Annotated in this window: 28 protein-coding genes and 1 tRNA gene; 8 read left to right on the top strand and 21 right to left on the bottom strand. The window is 58.1% G+C overall.

The genetic code is table 11. The features are described 5' to 3' along the window. Positions 1–4: 4 nt before the first annotated feature. From NAT23_RS01975 to NAT23_RS01965, 3 genes are all read left to right on the top strand, one after another. Complete coding sequence (locus NAT23_RS01975; protein ID WP_251924985.1) at positions 5–1,057, top strand: ABC transporter substrate-binding protein; 1,053 nt, start codon at positions 5–7, stop codon at positions 1,055–1,057. 156 nt (positions 1,058–1,213) lie between these two features. Further along, positions 1,214–1,687 (top strand): manganese-binding transcriptional regulator MntR, encoded by a 474-nt coding sequence (gene mntR / locus NAT23_RS01970; protein ID WP_433962192.1) that lies wholly within the window; start codon positions 1,214–1,216, stop codon positions 1,685–1,687. Between the two features lie 26 nt (positions 1,688–1,713). Next, positions 1,714–2,979 (top strand): GIY-YIG nuclease family protein, encoded by a 1,266-nt coding sequence (locus tag NAT23_RS01965; protein ID WP_251924981.1) that lies wholly within the window; start codon positions 1,714–1,716, stop codon positions 2,977–2,979. A 63-nt stretch (positions 2,980–3,042) separates the two neighbouring features. Here NAT23_RS01965 and NAT23_RS01960 read toward each other — a convergent pair whose 3' ends face one another. The 3 genes from NAT23_RS01960 to NAT23_RS01950 are packed head-to-tail and all read right to left on the bottom strand — an operon-like array spanning position 3,043 to position 5,424. Next, positions 3,043–3,819 carry an alpha/beta fold hydrolase gene (locus NAT23_RS01960; RefSeq protein ID WP_251924979.1) on the bottom strand — a complete coding sequence of 259 codons (777 nt, stop codon included), beginning with the start codon at positions 3,817–3,819 and terminating at the stop codon, positions 3,043–3,045. 9 nt (positions 3,820–3,828) lie between these two features. Continuing rightward, positions 3,829–4,740, bottom strand: a complete 912-nt coding sequence (locus NAT23_RS01955; RefSeq protein WP_251924977.1) for a LysR family transcriptional regulator — start codon at positions 4,738–4,740, stop codon at positions 3,829–3,831. A 30-nt stretch (positions 4,741–4,770) separates the two neighbouring features. Beyond that, the gene (locus NAT23_RS01950; protein WP_251924975.1) at positions 4,771–5,424 is read right to left on the bottom strand and encodes a queuosine precursor transporter; all 654 of its coding nucleotides are present in this window, start codon (positions 5,422–5,424) and stop codon (positions 4,771–4,773) included. A 207-nt stretch (positions 5,425–5,631) separates the two neighbouring features. Between NAT23_RS01950 and NAT23_RS01945 the strand changes: the two genes are divergently transcribed. Then, on the top strand, positions 5,632–5,946 hold the full coding sequence (locus NAT23_RS01945; RefSeq protein ID WP_251589914.1) for an ArsR/SmtB family transcription factor: 315 nt from the start codon (positions 5,632–5,634) through the stop codon (positions 5,944–5,946). Positions 5,947–6,040: 94 nt separating this feature from the next. Here the strand turns inward: NAT23_RS01945 and sohB are convergent, their stop codons facing one another. Beyond that, positions 6,041–7,093, bottom strand: a complete 1,053-nt coding sequence (sohB, locus tag NAT23_RS01940; RefSeq protein ID WP_286009897.1) for a protease SohB — start codon at positions 7,091–7,093, stop codon at positions 6,041–6,043. Positions 7,094–7,177: 84 nt separating this feature from the next. Between sohB and NAT23_RS01935 the strand changes: the two genes are divergently transcribed. Then, positions 7,178–7,504 (top strand): SCP2 sterol-binding domain-containing protein, encoded by a 327-nt coding sequence (locus NAT23_RS01935; RefSeq protein WP_251924972.1) that lies wholly within the window; start codon positions 7,178–7,180, stop codon positions 7,502–7,504. 10 nt (positions 7,505–7,514) lie between these two features. Here NAT23_RS01935 and nudC read toward each other — a convergent pair whose 3' ends face one another. Genes nudC through NAT23_RS01915 form a run of 4 tightly spaced genes read right to left on the bottom strand, consistent with a single transcriptional unit; the run spans position 7,515 to position 10,375 of the window. After that, on the bottom strand, positions 7,515–8,279 hold the full coding sequence (nudC, locus tag NAT23_RS01930) for an NAD(+) diphosphatase (protein ID WP_251924970.1): 765 nt from the start codon (positions 8,277–8,279) through the stop codon (positions 7,515–7,517). Between the two features lie 3 nt (positions 8,280–8,282). Further along, positions 8,283–9,050, bottom strand: a complete 768-nt coding sequence (gene dnaQ / locus NAT23_RS01925; protein ID WP_251924961.1) for a DNA polymerase III subunit epsilon — start codon at positions 9,048–9,050, stop codon at positions 8,283–8,285. Between the two features lie 39 nt (positions 9,051–9,089). After that, the gene (rnhA, locus tag NAT23_RS01920) at positions 9,090–9,542 is read right to left on the bottom strand and encodes a ribonuclease HI (RefSeq protein WP_251924959.1); all 453 of its coding nucleotides are present in this window, start codon (positions 9,540–9,542) and stop codon (positions 9,090–9,092) included. A gap of 38 nt (positions 9,543–9,580) precedes the next feature. Further along, entirely contained in the window at positions 9,581–10,375 is a 795-nt protein-coding gene (locus NAT23_RS01915) for a class I SAM-dependent methyltransferase (RefSeq protein ID WP_251924958.1), read from the bottom strand. Positions 10,376–10,456: 81 nt separating this feature from the next. On the opposite strand from NAT23_RS01915, the gene gloB reads away from it, so the two are divergent. Further along, complete coding sequence (gloB, locus tag NAT23_RS01910; RefSeq protein WP_251924955.1) at positions 10,457–11,224, top strand: hydroxyacylglutathione hydrolase; 768 nt, start codon at positions 10,457–10,459, stop codon at positions 11,222–11,224. Between the two features lie 20 nt (positions 11,225–11,244). Then, complete coding sequence (locus NAT23_RS01905; RefSeq protein ID WP_251924953.1) at positions 11,245–12,552, top strand: LysM peptidoglycan-binding domain-containing protein; 1,308 nt, start codon at positions 11,245–11,247, stop codon at positions 12,550–12,552. A gap of 105 nt (positions 12,553–12,657) precedes the next feature. Here the strand turns inward: NAT23_RS01905 and NAT23_RS01900 are convergent, their stop codons facing one another. The 3 genes from NAT23_RS01900 to NAT23_RS01890 are packed head-to-tail and all read right to left on the bottom strand — an operon-like array spanning position 12,658 to position 14,584. After that, positions 12,658–13,446 (bottom strand): amidohydrolase, encoded by a 789-nt coding sequence (locus NAT23_RS01900; protein ID WP_251924951.1) that lies wholly within the window; start codon positions 13,444–13,446, stop codon positions 12,658–12,660. 47 nt (positions 13,447–13,493) lie between these two features. After that, positions 13,494–14,219 (bottom strand): LrgB family protein, encoded by a 726-nt coding sequence (locus NAT23_RS01895; RefSeq protein ID WP_251924949.1) that lies wholly within the window; start codon positions 14,217–14,219, stop codon positions 13,494–13,496. Beyond that, positions 14,216–14,584 carry a CidA/LrgA family protein gene (locus NAT23_RS01890; protein WP_251924948.1) on the bottom strand — a complete coding sequence of 123 codons (369 nt, stop codon included), beginning with the start codon at positions 14,582–14,584 and terminating at the stop codon, positions 14,216–14,218. The genes NAT23_RS01895 and NAT23_RS01890 overlap by 4 nt, the downstream gene beginning before the upstream one ends. Positions 14,585–14,722: 138 nt before the next feature. Between NAT23_RS01890 and NAT23_RS01885 the strand changes: the two genes are divergently transcribed. Beyond that, positions 14,723–14,799 (top strand) — tRNA-Pro (locus tag NAT23_RS01885). Positions 14,800–14,960: 161 nt separating this feature from the next. Here NAT23_RS01885 and NAT23_RS01880 read toward each other — a convergent pair. The 10 genes from NAT23_RS01880 to rodA form a co-directional block, all read right to left on the bottom strand. Continuing rightward, positions 14,961–15,722 carry an ABC transporter ATP-binding protein gene (locus NAT23_RS01880; protein WP_251924946.1) on the bottom strand — a complete coding sequence of 254 codons (762 nt, stop codon included), beginning with the start codon at positions 15,720–15,722 and terminating at the stop codon, positions 14,961–14,963. Positions 15,723–15,766: 44 nt separating this feature from the next. Next, positions 15,767–16,795 (bottom strand): FecCD family ABC transporter permease, encoded by a 1,029-nt coding sequence (locus NAT23_RS01875; protein WP_251926200.1) that lies wholly within the window; start codon positions 16,793–16,795, stop codon positions 15,767–15,769. Beyond that, positions 16,795–17,832 (bottom strand): ABC transporter substrate-binding protein, encoded by a 1,038-nt coding sequence (locus NAT23_RS01870; RefSeq protein ID WP_251924945.1) that lies wholly within the window; start codon positions 17,830–17,832, stop codon positions 16,795–16,797. The genes NAT23_RS01875 and NAT23_RS01870 overlap by 1 nt, the downstream gene beginning before the upstream one ends. Positions 17,833–17,998: 166 nt before the next feature. Next, positions 17,999–18,973 (bottom strand): lipoyl synthase, encoded by a 975-nt coding sequence (gene lipA, locus NAT23_RS01865; RefSeq protein WP_251924943.1) that lies wholly within the window; start codon positions 18,971–18,973, stop codon positions 17,999–18,001. Further along, positions 18,970–19,665 (bottom strand): lipoyl(octanoyl) transferase LipB, encoded by a 696-nt coding sequence (lipB, locus tag NAT23_RS01860; protein ID WP_251924941.1) that lies wholly within the window; start codon positions 19,663–19,665, stop codon positions 18,970–18,972. The genes lipA and lipB overlap by 4 nt, the downstream gene beginning before the upstream one ends. Further along, the gene (locus NAT23_RS01855; protein WP_251924939.1) at positions 19,662–19,937 is read right to left on the bottom strand and encodes an HP0495 family protein; all 276 of its coding nucleotides are present in this window, start codon (positions 19,935–19,937) and stop codon (positions 19,662–19,664) included. Before NAT23_RS01855 ends, lipB begins: the two co-directional genes overlap by 4 nt. Positions 19,938–20,058: 121 nt before the next feature. Then, the gene (locus NAT23_RS01850; RefSeq protein WP_251924937.1) at positions 20,059–21,219 is read right to left on the bottom strand and encodes a D-alanyl-D-alanine carboxypeptidase family protein; all 1,161 of its coding nucleotides are present in this window, start codon (positions 21,217–21,219) and stop codon (positions 20,059–20,061) included. A gap of 79 nt (positions 21,220–21,298) precedes the next feature. Further along, complete coding sequence (locus NAT23_RS01845) at positions 21,299–22,174, bottom strand: septal ring lytic transglycosylase RlpA family protein (protein WP_251924935.1); 876 nt, start codon at positions 22,172–22,174, stop codon at positions 21,299–21,301. A 1-nt stretch (position 22,175) separates the two neighbouring features. After that, the gene (mltB, locus tag NAT23_RS01840; protein ID WP_251924933.1) at positions 22,176–23,207 is read right to left on the bottom strand and encodes a lytic murein transglycosylase B; all 1,032 of its coding nucleotides are present in this window, start codon (positions 23,205–23,207) and stop codon (positions 22,176–22,178) included. A gap of 16 nt (positions 23,208–23,223) precedes the next feature. Beyond that, the gene (rodA, locus tag NAT23_RS01835; RefSeq protein ID WP_251924931.1) at positions 23,224–24,342 is read right to left on the bottom strand and encodes a rod shape-determining protein RodA; all 1,119 of its coding nucleotides are present in this window, start codon (positions 24,340–24,342) and stop codon (positions 23,224–23,226) included. Positions 24,343–24,345 lie beyond the last annotated feature (3 nt).

The raw sequence follows: 24,345 nt of genomic DNA, 5'->3' as shown, positions 1-24,345 counted from the left end.
CACCATGTCTATAAAACGTCCGTTTTCCCGAAGAGCCTGGCTCAAGCATGCCTCGGCCCTGAGCGCGGCTACGCTGCTGCCAAGTGCGGTGCTTACCAACTCGGCGCGTGCCGAGACGTCTCAAAGCCCTAGCGCCCAGGCTCACGGCAATGACACTCAGGCTCGCTCAACCCCAGTATCATTGACCGTCATGCTCGACTGGTACGCCAACCCAAGTCACGGCCCATTGATCATTGCCAAACAAAAGGGGCTTTTCGACGCACACGGCATTGACCTCACCATTCAGGCGCCGACAGACCCATCAGCCCCCCCAAAACTGGTGGCCGCTGGCAAGATCGATCTTGCCCTGAGCTATCAGCCCCAGCTTCATCTGCATGCAGCCAGTGGATTGCCCCTGACGCGCATTGGCACCTTGATCGATACCCCCCTGAACGTACTGGTAGTCCGCAAGGACAGCGGCATAGAAAGCCTTTCAGATCTTAAAGGCAAGCGCATTGGCTATTCGGTCGGCGGTGTCGAGCGGGTTCTACTTGATGGCATGCTCAGGGACAGCGGCTTGAGCGAAGCCGATGTCGATCTCGTCAACGTCAATTTTTCTCTGACACCTGCACTGATCAGCGGGAAGGTGGACGCCGTCACGGGCGCGTTTCGAAATTTCGAACTGGCCCAGATGCGTCAGGAAGGCGTTGAAGGCCGACCCTTCTTTATAGAAGAGCACGGCATTCCAGCCTATGAAGAGCTGATTTTCATCGCAGAGCGCCATCAAATGGCTTCACGAAAGGAAGCCTACGCCCGATTCATGGCCGCCCTCGAGCAAGCCGCGCTATGGATCGTCAATCACCCACAAGAGGGCTGGGAAACGTTCAAGCAGTATGATCCGGTACTTGATAACCCGGTCAATCAAAGCGCCTGGTTCGATAGCATCGTTCGGTTTGCGTTAAGGCCCGCGGCGCTTGATACGGGGCGCTACCGCCGTTTTGATCGCTTCCTGCATGACAGTGGTGTCATCGCTCAATCCAATGACATTGGCTCACTTGCAATCGACATCAACGCCTGAGTTCAGTAGTCGAGGTGCATGCACGCGATGCAGTGCGCCTCTTAGGCGATTCAATACCGTCGTGGTACTATATGACTCAAAGTGGTGTGTCGACTGAATAACGTCGATGTTCGGCAGCCGTGCGCCCCGCCCGTTACCGAATGACCGCTTTATGTTATCTTACGTGCCATAGCGAGTGATAAAGAGAGACTCATGACTGCAACCCCACATCACGAGCATTTCGAGCGCGTTCGGCAGGATCATCAACGTGAACTCGTCGAAGACTATGTGGAAGAGATCGCCCATCTCCACCAGCATCTAGGTGAAGCTCGAGCCAGCGATCTCGCAGAGCGCTTTGGCGTGAGCCCTGCGGCGGTATCAAAAGTGGTTACTCGCTTGAAGCGCGACGGGTTGGTCAATGCACGCCCCTACCGTGGTATTTTCCTGACCGAACAGGGTGAGAACCTGGCACTCAAGGTCGCCAAGCGCCACGAAGTCGTGTTGAACACGCTGCTCGCACTCGGTGTGCCAGATGCCGTCGCTCGCGCCGATTCCGAAGGCATCGAACACCACTGCAGTGACGAAACCGTCGAGGCCATGCGCCGATTTATCCAGCGCTATCACGCCGACCTCGAAACGACCTCCCGCTAGACGTCAAGGGGCACAAAACGCCCAACATGACCGATACTCCTTCACCGGGCGCCGAACCTCAGACCACCTTTATTTACTTCGAGACGTCGGGCCCCCGACCGTCTCGAGACCGCATCACCCTGCTCTGCGCCCAGACGCATTCGAGCTCAGGTACCTTTTTCTGGCAACAACACGTGCCCAAGGGCCACGAACAAGGCGCCGTGAACGACCTGATTGCCTGGTGTGCGTCATCGAGGCTGGTTGTTCTCGACGCGCGACTATGGCTTGCCTTTTTGAAACGTGCCGCCCCCCACGCGATGCCGACTGCTCGCCATACCATCGGCGTAAAGCGGCTTTATTCCGCACTTGGGCTCGACAGCGAACCGCTTTCAATCCTTGAGTGCGCAGCCGATCTACAAAAGGCTTGGCAGGCCCTGGTCGACCGCGTGGGTCAGGTCGAGGTCGATCAACAGATCGAGATGCAGTGGCGCTCCCGAAGCCTGCCGGCGCATGTATCACCGAACGAGTGGCAACGCATTCCCCACCATCCAGGGGTGTACCTGTTTTACGGGCACAACGACATACTGCTCTATATTGGCAAGAGCGTCGATCTGAAAACACGCATCGCGAGTCATTTCACCGGCGCATTGCAGGACGACCGCACACTCAAGATGACCCAGCAGATCGAGCGCATCGAGTATCGATTGACGGGTGGGGACTTCAGCGCCCAGCTCATCGAGAGCACATTGATCAAGGCACGCGCGCCTTTGTTCAATCGGAAGCTTAGACGCGCGAAGACACTTTTCAGTTGGCACTGGGACATAGGGCAAACGCGACCAGTCTTGACCACGGAGCGCCATACAGACAGCGACGGCGCGTATTACGGGCTTTTTCGTCGAAAACGCGACGCCATTGACGCCATGACGACGCTGACCCGAGACAATGCCCTGTGCCCCAAGCTCATGGGGTTGGAGTCGGCCAAGGGTCGATGCTTTGCCCATCAGATCGGTCGATGCCGAGGTGCCTGCCAGGGCATCGAGCCTCTAGGGGATCATGACGCACGGGCCGAAACCGCGCTGGAGGCCTGGCGCGTTACCGCATGGCCCTGGGAGGGCCCGGTGGCCATTTTTGAAGGCGATGACACGCAACGAGGCCACGTGTTCGATCACTGGTGCTACCTGGGCCAGCTCGGAGAGAACACGAATGTGAAAAGCGCACCGTTCGATGTCGACATCTATCACCTTCTCAACCGATACCTTATGAAACCGGCGCTTAGGCAGACTCTCACTCTCGTTCCGCTGGACGAACTCTGATCAATACGTGCGCTCCCTATCAAAAACGCACCAGGTCAAAAATGGCTCAGGTCATAAGGCAATTTAAGTCAAAAAACGTACAACATGCTCACGAAACGCCTTGGGCGCCTCGGCGTGAACCCAATGACCGACGCCCTCCAGCGTTTCAATCGTTAGATCCGTGAACAAAGAACGTGCTGCCTCGATGCCTTCCTCGTCAACGTACGATGACGCCCCGCCTCTGAGAAACAGCGTGGGTTTTTCGAACGTTTTGGAGCCCCCCGGTGCGGCGATGATCGAGTCATAATCGGCCTCGATTTCATCAAGCCCGACGCGCCAGACAAACTCGCCTTCGGCGCGCGTGAGGTTTGTCGCCAAAAACTGACGCGTGGCGACGCTCTCGATCACGTCTTTCATGACCGCATCGGCTTGGGAGCGGCTTTTGGGTCGCGCGGATTCGACAGCCCGCATGGCCTTGAAGATATCGTCGTGACCGTGCTGGTAGGCCACTGGCGCCACATCGGCTACGACCAAGCGTTCCACGCACTCGGGATCGCGCCTTGCAAGCGTCATGGCAACCTTCCCCCCCATGGAGTGCCCGATCAGACAGCACCGCGTGATGCCGTGCGTCTTGAGCCCCGCCATCACGTCATCGGCCATGGCGTCATAATTCATGCCCGTAACATGAGGTGAGCGCCCGTGATTTCTAAGATCAAAAGCAACCACTCGGGTGTGGGCACTCCACTCCTTGATGTAGGAGCGCCAGTTATCTGCGCTGCCCATTAATCCGTGAAGGATAACAACCGGCAAGAACCCGCCCGATGCCTCTCCGCTGTCCAGTGACGCCAATGTCACGCTCATGATTACTCCTTACACCGAACGCGCGGCTCGGGTCATATCGTCAAGATGGACCTTGAAGGCTTGCCAGACCGGGCTTCGATAGCGGCTGGCATGCCAGACCATGTAAAAGTGGCGCTTGAGTGACAACCCCTCAAGGTTCAGCTCGACCAGACTGCCCGACGCCAACTCCTCCTCCACCGCAAGCTCTGACAGACACCCAAGCCCCAGCCCTGCACGTACGGCCTGCTTGATGGCTTCGTGCTGACCAAGCTCCAGTCGGATATTCAACCGCTCGAGACGTTCATGAATGGCCGCCTCGAAAACAGCGCGCGTGCCCGACCCCTCCTCGCGCAACACCCAATCGGCCTTGGCAAGCTCCTGCTCGGTCACCGTCCCTTGAAGGGCCAGCGGATGCGTAGGCGCTGCAACAATGACCAGGCGATCTTCCTGCCACGGCACGCTGATCAACTCTCGCTGATTACAGATTCCCTCGATCAGTCCTAGGTCAGCCTCGAACTTGCGCACGCTTTCAATAACATCGAACGTATTGCGCAGCTTTAAGTCCAGCCGAACGTCTGGGTAGCGCGCAGTAAATTCGCCGATAATGCGCGGCATGAGATAACTCCCGACGGTGGCGCTGGCCGAGAGTCGCAGCTCACCGCTCAGGGGCCCATCCGGCTCCTGTGCTTCGCTTTCAAACTGATCGACTTCATCGAGCAGCCGCTCAGCGCGGGCAAGAAGCCGCTGTCCGACAGCGTTCAACTCGAGCCGGCGACCCAGCCGTTCGGCCACACTCACACCAAGCTGGCGTTCAAATTCGGTCAAGGCCTGGCTGGTCGCCGACTGAGATAACCCAAGCTTTCGAGCCGCAGCGCTCACAGACCCCGACCGTGCAACGGCCACGAATACACTGAGCTGACGGAGGGTGATACGACTGGTCATCAAAACATCCTTGAAGTGCGCGACGGCGCATCAGTGGCTGGACAACGACACAGTATACGTACTGATCCGACGTTTAAGCACACTGACACCGAGGCCATAGAGCGGCAAAAATATAAAGGCGCTTGCCGTGAGCTTGATCAGGTAATCCACCCAAGCGATCTCGACCCAATGAGCGGCCATGAACGTATTGGAGCTTGCGTAAAACGCAATGGCAAAAAACGTAAATGTATCGAGCAAATTTCCAAAAATCGTCGAAAGCACCGGCGCTCCCGCCCCGTATCCGCGTTTACGAAGGCGTGCGAAACAAATGACATCACATAGCTGTCCTGCCACGTAGGCACCGAAACTTGCCAGAGCCACTCGCGCACCGATCGGGTCCAAAAGCGTATTTAGCGAAAACAGTGGCCCTTCGTGGTTGAGCATGAGCGAAGCAAGGTAAGAAAGTGCAAGCGCGGGCAGCATTGCCATAAAGACCACGTTTCTGGCCGAGCTTTGGCCAACCAGCCGTACGGTCAGATCCGTCAACACGAAAATAAGCGGAAAACTGAACGCTCCCCAAGTGGTGTGCCATCCAAACAAGGTTAAGGGATATTGTACCAATATATTACTGATACAAATTATCGTGAGGTGCGCAAGAACCAGTCTGGCTTCGAGGGGGGTCGTTGAATGACGGCCAAATACCATTGAAAAATGCCTTTTTAACTAAGGGGGTAAGGGAACCCCTTGAACGGAAACCGATTTTAACCAGAGACGTGAACGTTGTCCAAAATCTCCATCGCAGGTGAAAACGTTGATAGCGATGAAAAAACGTTTAATTCGGCATTTGTACAATGAGGGGTATTTAAATGATTATTCCCTTAATCATTTTTCCTAAACACTTGAGGATGTCTTATGGGCCTTTTTGATACCGCACACACCAACAGCACCGAGTCCGAAATGGTTATTCTTGAAGCTACTCCAATACTCAAGGCCATGGCCAACGAAAACCGTCTGCGCATCCTGTGTCTCCTGCAGGAAGGCGAGCAATCGGTTTCAGAACTGAATGCAAAACTTGAGCTCAGTCAGTCCGCGCTTTCCCAGCACCTGGCAGTACTTCGCCGTGAAGGCCTGGTGAGCACACGTCGCGCCTCACAGACCATCTACTATTCGCTCAAAGGTGAGCACGCCAAGGCCGTACTGAAAACGCTCGGCACCCTTCAGGGCTAATCGCTATACACACCGTCTCGGCGTCCTGTCGAGCACAAAAAAGCCGGCATTTGCCGGCTTTTTTCATGAGGAACACACCACCTTATTAGGACGACTAATAACGCTGCCACTCCTGCTCCATCACCTGCTTGATTCGAGCATCCACTCCGCGCTCGACCAGCGACTGAACGCGCCCGCCCAGACGAGAAAGCGGCGACTGTTTCTCGACCAGTGTGATCTCGAGCACCTTGAATGACGCCGACTTCGATTCGATGTACTCATCGCTTGTCGTCACCTGATCGATCAACCCCTTGTCGAGCGCCTGCTGGCCGTACCAGATTTCGCCATCGGCCACTTGTTCGATGTCCAGTTCAGGGCGGCGCGCACTGACGTGGGACTTGAACAGCTGGTGAGTACTTTTCAAATCCTCCAGAAACTTCTGGCGGCCTTCTTCAGTATTTTCACCAAGGAGTGTCAGCGTTCGCTTATGACGGCCCGCCGTCAGAACCTCGACATCCACATCGTTTTTCTTGAGAAACCGATGAAAATTGGGTACCTGCGCGACGACGCCAATCGAACCAATCACCGCAAAGGGCGCAGCTACCACATGATCGGCGCAGCAGGCCATCATGTAACCGCCACTGGCCGCAACTTTATCCACGCACACGCTCAAGCGAGCGCCGCCCTGCTTGAGCCGCTCGATCTGGGAAGCAGCCAGCCCATAGGCATGCACCAGCCCCCCTCCTGACTCGAGCCGAACGACCACCTCATCGCCTTTTTTCAAAAGCGGCAACAGCGCTGTTATCTCCTGGCTGAACGACGGCTCCCGTGAGGCGCGTATGTCACCGTTAAAATCGAGCACCCAGAGCGTTGGCGTCGAAGGAACATCCTTATCCTGTTTGTGCACCTTCTTGGCAGACTTCAAGGCTTTTTTATCCGCCTTGGCGCGGGCTTTCTTGAACTGCTGGCGTGCACTTTTTTCCTGCTGAGCAGCCTCCAGTTGTTCGCGATACTGGCGATAATACTCCTGACGATCGCGAATTCGGAGGTGCTGACGCGTTGTTGAACCACCACGGGCCTTGGCGATGATGACGATGAGTGCCCCGAAGGCAATAACAAACGTCGCCACCTTGGCGAAAAAAAGCCCGAATTCGAATAACCAATCCATGATTGTTCCTATGCTGAATACTCGGCCACCGCCCTGCGCCCATCACGGGCCCGTTTGACGGCAGAAACGTTAGAGGATACACACATGTCAACACTGGTCGAAAGCATCAAGGCCAAGCTGCATCAGCATTTCAACCCCAAAGCCGCACGCAACATCCATAATGTCTTCATGTTCGAACTCAGCGACGGCGACACCTACACGCTGACCGTTGATGACGGCACCATGCAGTTCCATGAGGGCTCACACCCTACCCCCGACATCGTTTTCATGACCGACCGGGACACACTCAAAAAGATTTTCAACGGGGAAGCCAGCGGCGCAACCGCCATGATGATGGGCGACATCAAGGTCAAGGGCGATTGGATCGTGGCCACCCGCTTAAAGCGTCTGTTTCCACACATGCAGGCCTGATCGAGCAGTCTCACCGACCTTCAATGAAATTATCGATCAGCGCTCTCGCAATCGAAAATGAGGGCGGAAGTCCCGGCAGCTGGTCTGGGTAGAACCAGTCCGCTGCCTCGATCTCGACACCATCAATGGTAATCTCCTCGCTCAGTGCCTCACCATAAAACCCCATCATCAGCGAATGGGGAAACGGCCAGGACTGACTGCCGAAATACTCGACCTCACCGACACGAACGCCTACTTCCTCCATTACCTCACGGCGCACCGCGGCCTCGACCGTCTCACCCGGCTCGATGAAGCCTGCAAGCGTACTGAATCGGCCGACGGAAAATCGGGGGCTTCTTGCCAGCAGAAGCGCATCGCCACGCGTGATCAACGTAATGATGCATGGCGAGATTCGGGGGAAGCTTGCGAACCTGCACGACGGGCAGACCATGGCGAACTCAAACGGCTTGCGGCGCATTTCATGACCGCAGCGGCCACAAAAGCGATGATCCCGCTGCCAGCTCGCCACTTGGAGTGCTGTCGATAACAGTTCAGTCTGTGCACCATCGAGCTGGGAAAACCAGCCGCGGGCGCCGGGCCACTCCTCGGTGTTTTCAGGCTCGAACACAACTGCCACGGGGTGCGTTCGAAACCATCCGAGCGCGACGGCATGATCCGGCCAACGTCGGTCGAGGGCGAGTACCCCGTCGTCTCCAGGGCAGACCCCAACCCCGTTCATTCGAATCAGCGCCCCTTTTCGTGTGCGATCAAGCCCTACCAGAGACCGTTCGAACATGGCTCAATCACGCTCCGTTTGACTAACGGTCAATGTGTCCCAAAAGCAGCTGCCGGCTTTGCTTCGAATGTTGTCGAGTTTTTGCCGATGCGCCTGCCACTCGGCGTCGGTCGGTGCAACGACTCGAAGCGCTTGCCGGTCGGCCTGAATCGAAATCGAGGCATGATCATCGGCCAGGCGCTGATTCTCCTGAGTCTGTTGATGGTCTGAGTCACCGAGCACCAACGCGGTTTGGCCGCCGGTCATGGCAAGATAGACGTCGGCCAGGATTTCAGCGTCCAGCAGGGCGCCATGAAGCTCACGATGGCTATTGTTCACATCATAACGCTTGCACAGGGCATCGAGGTTGTTTCGCTGCCCTGGATGGCGGTCGCGCGCCATCTTCAGCGTATCGAGCACACTGCAGTGCGACTTGATCGGCCCAAGAACCGGCGAACCGCGTTCCTTGTTGAGCATGTCGAATTCAAAATCGAGAAATCCGACATCGAAGGCCGCGTTATGAATAATCAGCTCTGCGCCCTGAATGAAGGTCCAGAACTCGTCGGCCACCTCGCGAAAGGTGGGCTCATTGGCCACCTTTGCGTTATCTATGCCATGAATGGCCACGACCTCGTCATCGATATGACGCTCAGGATTGATGTATTGATGGTAAACACGCCCGGTAAACCGGCGATTGACCACTTCGACCGCACCAATTTCAACCAGCCGATGCCCTTCTTTGGGGTCGATACCAGTGGTTTCGGTATCAAGCACTATACTTCTGCCCGCCATTACAGACCTACCTGAGTAACTGTTTGATTAAAGCGTGCGTCACGAACTCGCTTTCGCCTCGTCCATGGCCTCATTCGCCAATTGATCGGCGCGCTCATTGCCTGGGTGGCCATTGTGTCCCTTGACCCAATGCCACTCGACATTATGACGCTCACATTCCTCGAGCAACGCCTTCCAAAGATCGTCGTTCTTGACCGGCTGCTTGGACGCGGTTTTCCAGCCTTTCTTGATCCAGCCCTGAATCCACTCCGTCATGCCCTTTCGAACGTATTGTGAATCGGTCCAGAGATCCACGGTGCAGGGCACGGTCAGCGCCTTCAGCGCTTGAATCGCTGCCATCAGTTCCATGCGATTGTTGGTCGTGGCCGGATCCCCGCCTTTAAGGCACTTCTCATGGCCGCCGGATTGGAGCACTGCTCCCCAACCGCCCGGACCCGGGTTTCCACGACAGCCTCCATCGGTATAGATCGTCACACTCGGTCGTTCACGCACATCGGAACCTGTCTAGCATACATGGGCGGTCGAGTTTATCACTGACCGCTCTTTTTCGCCCGAGGCGGGCCAGGCTCAACCCCATCACAGGCAATGCCGGCGCGGTTGGTGAACGACGCCGGTAACCATTTCCCGAGCGCCTGACGCACCGGGATCGGCTGCACGGGCACCCCCTTGCGTGAGGCTTCGATGACAAACGAATCGGCGCCAAGCGGCATGTTGTAACGTCGCCCGAGCGTTTCGAAACGGCCCTCCTTGCGAAACGCAGAAGGGAAATTGCAGTAATGCACGCCGACCACCTTGAAGTCCACGAACGCAAGCCAGTCGCCAAGCTGTTGAGCTGTACGCCAGACGGTACGCGACTCACGCCGAAGTGCACTTAAATAGCGACCACTAAAGCGTGACGCGCCAAGCGGGTTCCAGGCCACAACGAACAGACGCCCCTTGTCGGAGGTAACGCGGGCCGCCTCCTTTAACACCTGGTGTGGCGACGACATGCTCTCAAGCATGTGGTGAAGCACCACCGCATCCATGCTCGCATCCGGCAGTGGCAACGCGGTCGGAAAACACACGAGCGAACTGGGTTTGGCCACGTGTTCGACACTCGGCGCCCAGTAGATGCGCTTGCCCACGGGCGCGGCATCGAGAAAGGCATCGACGCTTGAGAGCTCAAGGCCAAATCGACCGCGCGCCTGCTCCAGTCGTGGCCCGAGTACAGCGCGCTCGTTACGCAAAAGACGTTGACCACCAGGCTCGGCCCAGAACGCCTCATTGCGCGCGTACCACTCGGCCCAAGGCCCGGAGGGGCGCATCAGGTGCTCGAGATTTGACATATGCCACACTCCCACGCAAGGTTTACGCCGTTCAAAGGCAAGACCATCCCCGTTTATCGCGTAACTTATATCGAGGTCTTCATGTTGACCGTGAAACCCCTTCCTGCGTTTCAAGACAACTATATATGGATTCTACAGCAGGACAATGACCCCCAGATTGCCGTCGTTGACCCGGGCGACGCCGCGCCTGTCATCGACTACATCGAGCGCAACGAGCGTGTACTGACAACGATTCTGGTGACGCATCACCATAAGGATCATACCGGCGGTTTGAAAACACTCGCCGAGCGCTTCAACCCACGCATCATTGGCCCGGCCAACTCAGTCATCGACGAAGTGACCGACCCGGTCAGTGACGGCGATACCGTGCGCGTCATGGGCCGGGCCTTCGAAGTGCTTGCCACTCCGGGCCATACGCTCGATCACGTGAGCTTTCTCGCCGCTGGCACCCCGAGCCTGCTGTTTTGCGGTGACACGCTGTTCTGCGCCGGGTGCGGCCGCTTGTTCGAGGGCACCTCAAAGCAGATGTTCTCCTCGCTCAAACGCCTGAGCAGTCTCGGCGACGACACGCTGGTCTTTGCAGGTCATGAATACACCCAGGCCAACGTGGCGTTTGCCCGCGCGGCAGATCCCGACAACACGGCGCTCGAGGCGTTCGAAAAAGCGTGCGAGCGCGAACGTTCGCTCGGCCGGCCGACCCTGCCAAGTACCATCGGTCGTGAAAAAACGCTCAATCCATTTCTGCGCACCGACCGCCCTGACATTCAAGCGACAGCGTCGACCCACGGCGCAGCCGATGACGCTTTGAGCACCTTTACCACGCTCCGGTCATGGAAGGACCGCTTTTAATCCTCAGGATATTCCCTTCGATGATCACTAAATTTGTCATACGCACTACCTCAGGCCTTGCCGGCTCGCTGGCCATGGCCTCGTTACTCTTGTCACCGCCAAGCCTTGCAGCGCCGGCCACCGCGGCCAGTACCGACAACGGGTTCTACACAGAGCTTGTACTGGATGAAAAGCCCTTCAACGATCTCTGGCAACGGCTTCGTGGCGGCTTTCGGCTGAACCATGATACCGACAACCCCCGCGTGCAGGCCTGGATCACCTGGTATCAGACCCACCCTCAGCACCTGCGTGGTGTCGTCGAACACGCGCGCCCCTGGCTTCGCTTCGTGACCCGACAGGTCGAGCACCGACACATCCCGAGCGAAATTGCCCTGCTGCCCTTCGTCGAGAGCGGCTACAATCCGACCGCCCGCCACCCTTACAGCGGCGCAACCGGAATGTGGCAGTTCATGCCGGTCACCGGCGATGAGATGGGGCTGGATCGCACCTGGTGGTACGACGGCCGCAAGGACGTCATTTCCGCCACCACCGCAGCGCTGACCTACCTCGACACCATGAGAAACCGCTGGTACAGCGGCGACTGGTCGCTGGCCCTTGCCGCCTATAATGCCGGCCCCGGCACGGTCAATCGCGCCCAGGCGCGTTCGGCCACGCAAGGTGAGCCGACCGATTACTGGCATTTGACACTGCCCAGCGAAACCATGGACTACGTGCCCAAGCTCCTGGCGCTTTCAGCGATCGTTGCCGATCCGCAAAAATTCGGGCTGGACCTGCCAAGTGTCCCGGATCACAAGGCGATCGCCGAGGTCGAGACCAACGGCCAGCTGGATCTCGAGCTCGCCGCCCGCCTTGCAAACACAAGCATTGAAGAAATACGGGCGTTGAATCCGGGGTATCGCCGCTGGGCCACTCGACCGGCTGGCAATGGGCCGCTTTTGATTCCCGCAAAAAGCAAGCAGCGCTTTGAGCGCGCGCTCGCATCGCTCCCGGCCAGTGAGCGCACGGTATGGTCGTCCTACACCGTCAAGTCAGGCGATGCGCTGTCGGTGATCGCCCAGCGCTATGGCACACCGGTAAGCGTCATCAAGGCGCGCAATCAACTGAGCGGAAACCGGTTACGGGCCGGCCAGACACTGCTGGTGCCCGGAAGTACCGATCAGATGCTTGCAAGCAGCACCGCTCAAAGCGCCACGGTGACCGTGCGCTCGGGTGACTCTCTAAGCGCTATTGCCGCAAGAAACGGGCTATCCACGCGCCGCCTTGCGCGCCTCAACGACTTAAAGACCGACAGCCCAATCCACCCAGGGCAACGCCTGCACCTGCAATAGGTTAGTTACATCTGCCTAGTTGAACGAAGGGCCGCCCGCGGGCGGCCCTTTCAATATTCACTCTCGACGTTCGCTCTCGACGTTCGCTCTCGATGTTTGCGCAGTTCACGAGCCGATATGAAGCTCGAACGCATCGGCGTCCTGCCAGGCTGGGAAAGTATCGCGAAAGCGGTCGAGCTCCGCTTTATCAAGACGTACCGTTTTAATGAAGGGCTGCCCCTCGGGCTCGTCCAACAGCGGTGTCCCCTTGAAATCGATGGCCATCGAATCACCACTGTACGCAAGCCCCTTGGCATCCTCCCCCACTCGATTGACGCCGATGACGTAGCTCAGATTTTCGATCGCACGCGCCATGAGCAGCGTCCGCCACGCCATGCGGCGAGGCGCCGGCCAATTCGCGATGCACAGGAGCGCGTCATAGCGAAGCGTGGTATTGCGATGCCATACGGGAAACCTCAGGTCGTAGCACACACTCAGCATCAGCTTGATGCCATTGCGCTCGACGATGACAGGCTTGGCGCCCACGCCGTAACGCTCATGCTCGCCGGCCATTCGAAAGAGATGACGCTTGTCGTAGTGAACGACCTCGCCTTCCGGGGTGACCCAGAGCATTCGGTTATAGCACTCCCCATCGTCCTCGATCGCAACGCTTCCGGTCATGACCGAGCCGGTGTTGCGAGCCATGTCGATCATCCAGGCCAACGTCTCGCTCGAGGCCATGGGCTCCGCCATTTCTCGGGAGTTCATCGTGAAGCCGGTGGCGAACATCTCCGGCAACACGATCACGTCGGTCGGCGCCAGGGGCTCGAGCAGACGCTCGAGCTCGGCCCGGTTTCTTTCGGGCTGCTCCCAATGAAGGTCGGGCTGAACCAGGGTGATATCGAGCGTACTCATGCAGTGTTCTCCATCAAGCGTTGAATGCGTGTGCCGGCAACAGCGATCTAACCACCTAACCACATCACCAATACCGGCAGCAAAAAGGCGGTGACAAGACCCGTCAGCCCCATCGACAGCCCCGCAAAAGCGCCGGCAACCGGCCCGAGCGTCGAAAAACTCTGTGCGGTTCCAAACCCATGCGCAGAAAGCCCCATGGTGAACCCTTGCACGGCAGGGTCGTCAATGCGCAACAGCTTGAACAAAAGCGGCCCCGTCGTTGCACCAACGGCGCCCGTCAACATCACGAACCCAACGGCCAGAGACGGGATACCACCCAGCTCATCGGCCACGCCCATGGCGATCGGCGTTGTGACCGACCGAGGCGCCAGCGTCATCAAGAGCTCATGAGACGCCCCCATCGCGTAGGCGATGCCAAGCGTCGTGACCGCGGCGACCAGAATGCCGATCACACAGGCACTCATGATCGGAAACAGCATTTGGCGCACCTTGCCCAGATGGTCGTACAGCGGAATGGCCAAAGCGACGGTCGCAGGCCCCAGAAGAAAGTGAATGAACTGCGCGCCATCGAAGTAACGCGCGTAGGACGTCCCTGTGCCGAGCAACGTCAAAACGATCAGCGTCGTGGCAACGATCACCGGATGAAACAGCGCGAACCCTCGGAAAAAACGGTGCAGCGTCACACCAACCATGTACGCCACAAACGTCAGCAAGAGATTAAGGAGCGGCTCAGAGGTCAGATAGACCCAAAGCTGATCGATCGCTGGCGTCATGAGCAATCAGCCTCGTTTTGGCCGCGCTTTCGCGTCAGCGCCTTGAGCACCAGAGCAGTCACGATCTGGGTCAGCACGATCGAGCCGACCAGCGTGACCGCAATCGTCAGCAGGTTCTGGCCAAGCGTTGCGAAGTACACCATGATGCCGACCCCTGCCGGCACATATAAAAGAGTCAGGTACTTTAAAAGCCCCTCGGATACAAAGCGCACGCCGTCTGGCACGCGCCCTCTCACCATCAGGGCGATAAGCATCACGATCATGCCCGCTACGGGCCCTGGAATCGGCAGATGCCCCGCCTTGACGATCAACTCACCCAGAAGCTGGCACGCCAGCAACCCCACAAACCCAATCAATACCGCCATTTATCCCTCGATCCATTGACCCACGCATCACCTCATTTTCGGCCATCCCTTGATCAATAAACAATAAAAAGTCTTCTCTTTCCTTTTTCTAAACAGTGGTGTAGGATACGCAGCGTTCTGAAGGCAAGCCTTCGGAGCCGGAGCGTGGCGCAGCTTGGTAGCGCGCTGCAATGGGGTTGCAGAGGTCGCAGGTTCGAATCCTGTCGCTCCGACCAGATACAACTAAAAACGCCGCTAACGGGTCATGCCGAGCGGCGTTTTTAGTGTTTCATTCGTACCAATCCGCCGCTTCGTACCCCCACTTGGCATGGCCGGGTCACCAAACGCAGTCACCCCATCGATTCAGTTCGATCAGCGCGGTCCGTCGCTCCAGCCGCTAGACGAGATAGTGAACCTGAGCCTTTCCGTGGTGAGGCGATCGCTCAACCGCCGCGTCGACGCCATAGATTCGCCAGATCAAGGCGGGCGTCAATACGTCCTCGGGCGCCCCCTGCGCGACCAGCTGTCCCTCGCTCAAAACCACCAGTCGGTCACAGAACATCGCGGCCAAATTCAAATCATGCAAGGCAATGATGTTCGACGTGGCCAGAGCCCGCACTCGCGTCAAGAGATCGAGCTGATGCTGAATGTCCAGGTGATTGGTCGGCTCATCCAGCAATAGCACGCCAGGCTGCTGCGCCATCGCGCGTGCCAGCTGAGTGCGCTGGCGTTCGCCACCGGAGAGCGTATGCCAGCGACGGTGTCTCAGTACAACCAGCCCCGCCTGAACTAGCGCCTGCTCGACGTGCTCAACATCGCTTCGGGTCCAGCCCTGCAGAGGCCCTCTGTGAGGAATTCGACCCAGCCTGACCACCTCTTCGACTCTCAGATCAGCGTCGGTGGTCGAGTGCTGCGCCACCAATGCAACCTTTTGCGCCACTTGGCGTCGTGACAACCCGTCAATGGGCTCATGATCGAGATACACACGCCCGCCGCTTGGTCGACGAAGCCCTGCCATCAAATGCAGAAGCGATGACTTACCTGACCCGTTGGGGCCAATCAGCCCAAGCGTTTCGCCCGGCCCGACAGCGAGCGTGACGCCATCGACAATACGTTGGTGCTGCCGTGTCCAGCTGAGCTCACGCCCCTCGATATTCATTCCTCGGTCCTTTCATTCCTCGGTTCTTTCATTCCTCGGTTCTTTCATTCCTCGGTTCTTACGCGGTAGAGAATGAGCGCAAAGGCCGGCGCCCCAAAAAGCGCCGTTACCACGCCGATGGGCAGCGTCTGCTGGGCAACGATGACACGAGACACGATATCGGACAGCACCATGAAATTGGCCCCGATCAAGGCCGTGGCGGGCAAGAGCCGCACATGCCCCGGCCCGATCAGAAAGCGCGCGGCGTGTGGGATAACCAGTCCGACGAAGCCCACTGCACCGACGATACTGACAAGCGTTGCCGTGATGAGTGCGGTCAGTATTAAAAGCACCGCTCGCACGCCCCGCACCGATACACCGAGCGAGGCGGCGGCGTCTTCACCGAACGCAAAGGCGTCCATCGTCCGGGCAAAATAAAAACACAGTACGAAGCCCACACTGACCACGACAGCGGCGAGTTCGACATCGGACCACCGCACGCCACCAAGGCTCCCCAACAGCCAGAACATGATGCTTCGTGACTGCTCGGCGTTGGCCGACGTACTTACAAGCCACGCCGTTATCGCATTGAAAAGCTGCGCGGCAGCGACGCCTGCCAGAATCACACGCGTAACGCCCCGTCTAACGCCAGACGCCAGAAACATCACTATCGCAAACGCCATTAACGCCCCAAGAAACGCACCGGCCGACACACCAATGGCGCCTCCGCCAACCCCAACAAGCATCACCGAAACCGCTCCGGTCGAGGCACCCGCCGACACACCGAGCACGTAAGGCTCGGCCAGGGCATTTCGAAGCAAGGCCTGCAATACCACCCCGCACAGCGCAAGTCCCGCTCCGCTGAACGCCGCAATCAGCGCGCGGCTCATGCGGTATTGCCAGATGATGCCCTGCTGAATTGGATCAAGTGATACATCACTGACGCCGAGCCCATGAGCAATGCTTTGAAGAGTAATCACAAAGGGAATGCGCATTTCGCCGATGGACGCCGCCAGCACGATGTTGACACCCAGTAACAGCGAAGCCGCCAGGAATATGGCCCAGAGCGTGAGCGCGGATTTAGGAGGGAACATCACTCAGCGACGCGGGCAGTATCGAGGTGCTCGGCGATTGTCTCCATGGCATCGAGCACATGCAACGACGGGTTAAGGCCCTGAGCGTCTACCGTGATGATACGCCCGTGCCTGACAGCACTAAGCTCACGTGCTACCGGATCCGATTCCAAAAAAGCGCGTTTCTTGGCGGCATCATCGGCGGCAAAATTGCGCCGGTCCATCGAGGCAATCACGATAATGTCAGGGTTCAGGTCGGCGATCCTCTCCCAGCTGACCGCAGGCCACTCCTGATCGCTTTCAATCACGTTCTTGAGACCCAGCGCCCGGGAAATGGCTTCAGGCGCGCCATAGCTGCCACCGACCCAGGCATCGCCCCGAAGGCGCGTACTCGAAAACCAATACATGACCGTCGGGTGCTTGTGGGTATGTGGGCGAAGGTGTTGAGCCGCGGCAAGACGGGCATCCAATCGCTCGATCAGCGCCTGCCCTTGCGGAATCACATCCAGTATTCGAGCAAGCTGGCTTATTTCGTCACGGATCATTGCCATGGTAAACGGGCGTTTTCGCGCCCCATCGCTGTTGGACGACTCGGTAATCTGCTTGCCAAGACAATCGCTTGGCGAGACCCAGGTCGCGATTCCGAGCTGCTCGAACTGCTCGCGTGTGGCCACCTCACCCCGCTGACCGAGATGGTAGGTGAATTGAGCGGCTACCAGATCCGGGCGCAGTTGAGTGACCGATTCGAAGCTCGGCACACTGCGACTAAGTACCGGCACTGTTTCGCTGACCGCTTGAAGGTCTCCACTCACCGGCCCCAGCCAGACCGAGGTGCCTTTGATGCGATCCGCCACGCCAAGCGCCATCAACAGCTCGCTCTCAAGCTGCCCAAGCGTCACGATGCGCTTTGGAGGTGCCGTAAAGGTCTGCTCATGGCCGCAGTTATCGATCGTCAGCGGGTATCGAGTGTGCTCACGCTCGGCGCCATGAACGCCCACGCCAAGCAAAAGGGCGGAGATCATCAGGGCGGTATTCAAAAACGGCCGGAGCGGCATCATGGGACAGGCATTCCTTGAGCGTGGGTCAAGGGAAGGCATTCTATAGAAAACGACTCGATGAGCGGTAATCGTATCCGTTGAAAATTGCGCGTGCGCGCCATGAGCCGCGCTCATGAAAAACCCGCCATGGCGGCGGGTTCCTGTCATACACGGTCGAGGTGACGAGTTACTTCACTGTTTCGCCGTGCGCCTGTTTGTCGGCGTGATAGCTCGAGCGAACCAGCGGCCCGGAGGCCACGTGGACAAAGCCCAGCTCGCGCCCTTTTTCGGCGAACCAGTCAAACGTATCCGGATGCACCCAACGATCCACCGGCAGGTGGTTGCGCGAGGGCTGCATGTACTGGCCAAGGGTCAGCATGTCGACGTTGTGCGCACGAAGGTCTTTCATGACCTCGACCACCTGTTCGTCCGTTTCACCCACACCCAGCATCAGGCCGGATTTGGTCAGCACTTCCGGCCGCGTCTCCTTGTAGCGCTTTAGAAGATCCAGCGACCACTGATAGTCGGCACCCGGGCGCACCTTGCGATAAAGCGACGGCACGGTCTCGAGGTTGTGGTTGAAGACGTCGGGCGGCTCTTGTCGCATGGTATCGATGGCGACATCCATACGACCGCGGAAATCCGGCACCAGCACTTCGATCTCGATGTTGGGGCTGGACGCACGAATCTCGCGAATGCAGTTGTTGAAATGCTGAGCGCCGCCGTCACGAAGGTCGTCACGGTCGACCGAGGTAATCACGACATACTTGAGGCGCATCTCGGCGATGGCGTCGGCAAGCTCGCGCGGCTCATCTTCATTGAGCGCGTTGGGGCGACCGTGGGCCACATCGCAGAACGGGCAGCGCCGCGTGCAGATGTCGCCCATGATCATGAACGTGGCTGTCCCGCCGTTGAAGCACTCGCCCAGGTTCGGGCAGGACGCTTCCTCGCATACCGTATGGAGCTTGTGCTTTCGAAGCGTTTCCTTGATGCGTGTCACTTCCTGAGAGACGGGCATGCGTACGCGCAGCCAGTCCGGCTTCTTGGGCAGGGTTTCGGTCGGAATGACCTTGACCGGAATGCGTGACACCTTGTCTGCGCCGCGCAGTTTTACACCACGTTCCACTCGGCGCTTTTGGGAGGAAGCATGTGTTTCAGTCATTTAAGCGATCCTACATCGGAAGAAGTGTCAGTCAGGGACGCGGGCAACCCCGACTCTTTAAACCAGGCGGCGTGATTCAGGTGACGTGTGAGATGTGAAACAACGCGCTCGCGCTCATGGGCTGGATCCATGCACGTGGCAAGCTCGGTGGAAAGATCCGTCATCGTAAGGCCTGCGTATCCGCAGGGGTTGATGTACCCAAACGGCGATAGATCCATCGATACGTTGTAGGCCACGCCATGGTAGCTGGCCCCCTTTCGCACTCTCAAGCCAAGCGAGGCAATCTTGCGCGCCTCGACATAAACACCCGGCGCATCCGGTCGAGCATGGGCGTTAAGTCCATGATCCAACAAGCTGTCAATGATGGTGTTTTCGAGCGCGCTGACCATATCGCGCACGCCAAGCCCGCGCCGGCGCAGATTGATAAGCGGATAGATCACCAGTTGACCGGGGCCGTGGTAGGTGACCTGCCCGCCTCGGTCGGTCTGAACGATTGGGATATTGGACGTCTTGAGCACGTGCTCGGCCTTGCCCGCCTGGCCTTGCGTGAACACGGGCGGATGCTCGACGACCCAGAGTTCATCCGGGTCGTCTTCCGTGCGCTCATCGGTGAAAGTCTTCATGGCGCGCCATGCGGTTTCATAAGGCACGACACCGAGCTCAAACACCCGAATGGGGTTGGTCTTGGTCAAAGCACCATCCGCACGAGCTGGTGGCCGCTCAACGCCTGATAGACCACGGAAACGTGCTCGGCGCTTTCGGCCCGAAAACGCACTCGAACGGATTTGTAGTTCCCGCTGGTGCTTTTTTGAGACGTAACGTTGCTCGAATCGAAGCTCTTCGGGCAATGGCGCTCTAAAATCGCGACCACATCGCGCTCGAGCTGATCCACATTATCGCCCACCACGCGAAGCCCGTAGTCGCGTGGATATTCGATCTCCGGCGTGTTATCGGTCGAAGACATGACCTGTTCTCCATGTCAAAACAATTGCCGGATATTCTACGCAAAAAAAGGCGATCCGTCAGCCGGATCGCCTTTTCAGCCCGTACGCATGAGCCCATTGTGGCTCAAAACAGCTTAGGCTCTAGAACAGATCCATCACGAAATGAACAACCTTGTCCCAGATGCGCTTGAAGAAGCTGCCCTCGTCGATCGCCTCGAGCGCCACCAGCGGCTCGGTATGAATCACGCTGCCGTTTTGGACAATGTCGACGGTTCCAATCTTTTGATCTTTCTTGATCGGCGCATTGAGCTCTTGGTCGACATTGATCCGAGCGGTCAGGTTGGTGTCGCCTTGACGGCCGAGCGTGATGAAGACGTCATGATTAACGCCCGCTGACAGCTCGTTGCTCTTACCGCCCCAGACACGAACGGTCTTAAGCTCGGCGCCTTTGTCATACACCTTCTGGGATTTGAAGTAACGGAATCCGTAGCTTAAAAGCTTTTGCGATTCCTGGGCACGGGCGTTTTCTGAATTGGTGCCCATGACCACAGAAATAAGCCGTGTGCCATTTTCAACGCCTGAGGACACTAGGCAAAAGCCCGCTGCTTCGGTGTGGCCGGTCTTCAGACCATCCACGCGGGAATCACGCCATAACAGCAGGTTGCGATTGGGCTGACGGATGCCATTCCAGGTGAAGTACTTCTCGGAATAGAGCTTATAGTGGTCCGGGAAGTCCTCGACGATATGGCGTGCGATGGTCGCCAGATCATGGGCGCTCGAATAGTGCTCATCGTCCGGGAGCCCGGTCGGGTTCATGAAATGCGTGTTCTTTAGCCCCATGCGGCTTGCAAACTGGTTCATGAGGTCGGCAAAGGACGACTCGCTGCCGGCAATGTGCTCCGCCATGGCAACCGTTGCGTCATTGCCCGACTGCACCACGATGCCCTGCATCAGCTCATTGACCGGCACATAGGAGCCGACCTTGACGAACATCCGCGAGCCACCCGTGCGCCAGGCATTTTCACTGATGCGCACCTTGTCATCCGGCGACAGTCCACCACTGTCGATCTCGTACTCGGAGATGTAGGCCGTCATCATCTTGGTAAGACTTGCAGGCGGCAGGCGCATGTCTGCATCGTGCTGCACCAGAAGCTTGCCCGTCTTTGCGTCCATCAACACCCAGGATTTGGCATTGAGCTCGGGCGGGGCCGGCACGAAACTCGACACGTTCGGCTGCGGGCCAGGCTTCGGCGCCGGGTCGGCGGCAAGCGTCGGGCCGGCAGCGACGAGCGCCATGCTCATCGAGACCGCCAGGGAACAGCGGCGAAGAAGGGACAAGGGAGTTGCAGAAAAAATCATAGGGCTTCTCTCGTTTAGCCTGCTATTCGGTGGAAGGAGTAACCGTAAACGCTTGATCGTAACCTGCGCGCTTGAGTGTCGATTTGGTCGACTCCACCATGATTGGATCCGTCAGTGGACCGACCTGAACCTTGTAGGCGCCGGGCGCGGCGATAATGCGTACCGGATGACCGACCCGCGCCTCGAGCGTGCTTTTGAGCCGCTCAGCCGCCGAACGCTCGCCAAGCGCTGCCACCTGAATGAAGCGCCCTGGCCCGGTCGACTGCCCCGAGCTAGCCGTTGGGGCTGATGAAGCAGGCGCATTCACAGTCTTTATGGCCTCAGTCGGCGCAGGCGCCTGGCGGGGTTTCCAGGTCTTGGGATCGATGGCCTCGACCCGCACACGACCCGTTCCCTGCTTCAGGATATCAAGGCGGTAAGCTGCGGCGTAGGACAGATCAATCAGGCGGTCGTCATGAAACGGGCCGCGGTCGTTGACCTTGACGATGACGCTTCGGCCATTGTCGAGGTTGGTGACCCGTGCATAGGTCGGCAGCGGCAGGGTCTTGTGCGCCGCGCTCATCGTGTACATATCGTAAAGCTCGCCACTGGCCGTGGCGTAGCCCTGAAATTTCGTACCATAAAAGGAGGCGAGCCCAGTAGCGGCGTACCCTTTGCTGGTGTCGAGCACGTGGTAGGTCTTGCCCCAGACGGAATACGTCGAGCGGTTGCCGCTTCGAGACCTCGGCTCATCCTTTGGTACCGCATCCACGATGTGAGACATGTCGGGCATCCCCTCTGGATACCCGTCATTGCTTTGACTGTAGCGCCCACCGCCGGATGAGCCGCTTCCTCCACCGGTCGCGGCACACCCGGAAAGCACGACAGCAAACGCCACTATCCAGCACAACTTCGACACACTAGGACTCCTGTGCCAGAGCTGCCTTGATCTGCTCGGCAAGGGTTGCCACGGCCATGCCATACATATGGCTGTGGTTGTACCGAGTGATCACATAGAAGTTGTGCATGCCGAGCACATACCGGTAATGGCCATCTTCGAAATCGAGCGCCATTGGAAGCACCTTGGCATCGCTTGGCAGGTTGCCCGCCGCAGTGACACCGGCGCTTTCAAGTGCCTGGATCGAAGTGTTGAGCCCACCATTTCGCACGTTGTTGAAGTCGATATTGTCGGGCTTGTCGGCCGGACCATTCGCCTCAACGTAGATTGGTGCCCCCTTTCGCCAATGATGCTTGGCAAAATAGTTGCCTACACTCCCAATGGCGTCCTCGGGCTCATCCCACAGGTCCTTGATGCCATCACCGTTGAAGTCCACCGCATAGGCCTGATAGCTGCTTGGCATGAACTGGGGATAGCCCATGGCGCCTGCGTAGGAGCCTTTCATTTCAGCCGGATCCAACCCTTGCGCTAGCGTGATCTGCAGGTAGGAAATCAATTCCTTGCGAAAGAACGTGGCGCGCTTGGGGTAATCGAAGGCGAGCGTCGACAGCGCATCGAGCACTCGGTAAGAGCCCTTGTTGCCACCGTAGTTGGTCTCGACACCAATGATCGCCGCAATGATTTCAGGCGGCACACCGTATTCACGCTCAGCCTTATCCATCGCCTCGCGGTGAGTACGGATGAACTCGGCGCCAAGACGCGCACGCTTTGGCTGGATGAAGATGTTGCGATATTCGTCCCAGCGTAAATGACGCTCCGCAGGCCGGTTCATCGCATTGATGATACTTTGCTGATGACTCGCCTTGGCCATGATGGCGTTTAGGGTCGAGCGGGTATACCCCTGTTGAGTCAGTTCGTCGACCATCTTTCGAACGTCTGCGTTGTCGGCCGGATTGAACTCACCGGCTGCCGTGGCAAGCGATGCATTCGTGCCAAGCGCGCCAAGCACACACGCGATCGCCAGCTTCTTTCCGATAACACCCCGTAGTGTCATGCACCACTCCCTGTATTCACGACGTGGACTTGCGGTGGGTATAAATGCTCATCAGGATACCGAAGCCGGCCATCAAGGTCACGCTGGCTGTGCCCCCATAACTGACCAGCGGCAACGGCACGCCGACCACCGGCAGCAGTCCACTGACCATCCCGATATTGACGAACACATAGACAAAAAATGTAAGTATCAAGCTACCGGCCAACAACCGACCAAAGGTATCAGCGCCCTTGTTGGCCATATAAAGCCCTCGGGCGATGATCAGCAGATAGCACAATAAAAGCAATAGCATACCCATTAGACCGAACTCTTCACCAAGCACTGCGACGATGAAATCGGTATGACGCTCGGGCAGAAATTCAAGCTGTGACTGCGTGCCGTCCATCCACCCCTTGCCGGTAAGCCCCCCCGAGCCGATCGCGGTCTTTGACTGGATGATGTTCCAGCCTGCACCGAGTGGGTCACTTTCCGGGTTCAAAAAGGTCAGTACGCGCTGTTTCTGATAGCCGTGCATGTTGAGCCAGAGAAGCGGCAAGGCCGCCAGGGCCAGCACGAAAAAGAAGCCCACTAGCCGCCAGGAAAGCCCTGCCAAAAGCACCACGAATATCGCCGATGACGCCACCAGAAGCGACGTCCCGAGATCCGGCTGCTTGGCAATCAACGCCACCGGAAGCCCCATCAGCAGCAGACACACACCAAGGTCGGTCCAGTTCGGCGGTAAGTCACGCTTGGACAGATACGCAGCGATGATCATCGGCATCACGATCTTCATGAGCTCGGAGGGCTGAAATCGGATCACCCCCGGAATTTCGAGCCAGCGCGTGGCGCCCATGGCGTGTGAGCCAATGACATCGACCGCCACCAGCATCGCGATGATCAAAAGATACAGCACTGGTACCATGCGCATCAGAAAATGAGGCGGGCACTGCGCCACGATGGCCATCACGGCGAATGCGGCGAGAAACCGCATCGACTGGGCTTCAACCAGATACCTAGACTCACCCCCGGCACTATAGAGTACGACCAGCCCACTGCCGACCAGCACCAAAAGCAACAGCGAAAGCCAGGGATCGATGCGCCAGCGCCGCCAGTTGAAAGCGACCCGGCGCCGACGCGCGGACGTATGTTCCTGCATGAC

The sequence above is a fragment of the Larsenimonas salina genome (genome assembly GCF_023736155.1).
Taxonomy (GTDB): domain Bacteria; phylum Pseudomonadota; class Gammaproteobacteria; order Pseudomonadales; family Halomonadaceae; genus Larsenimonas; species Larsenimonas salina.
This window is presented reverse-complemented; position numbering and strand designations above follow the sequence as displayed.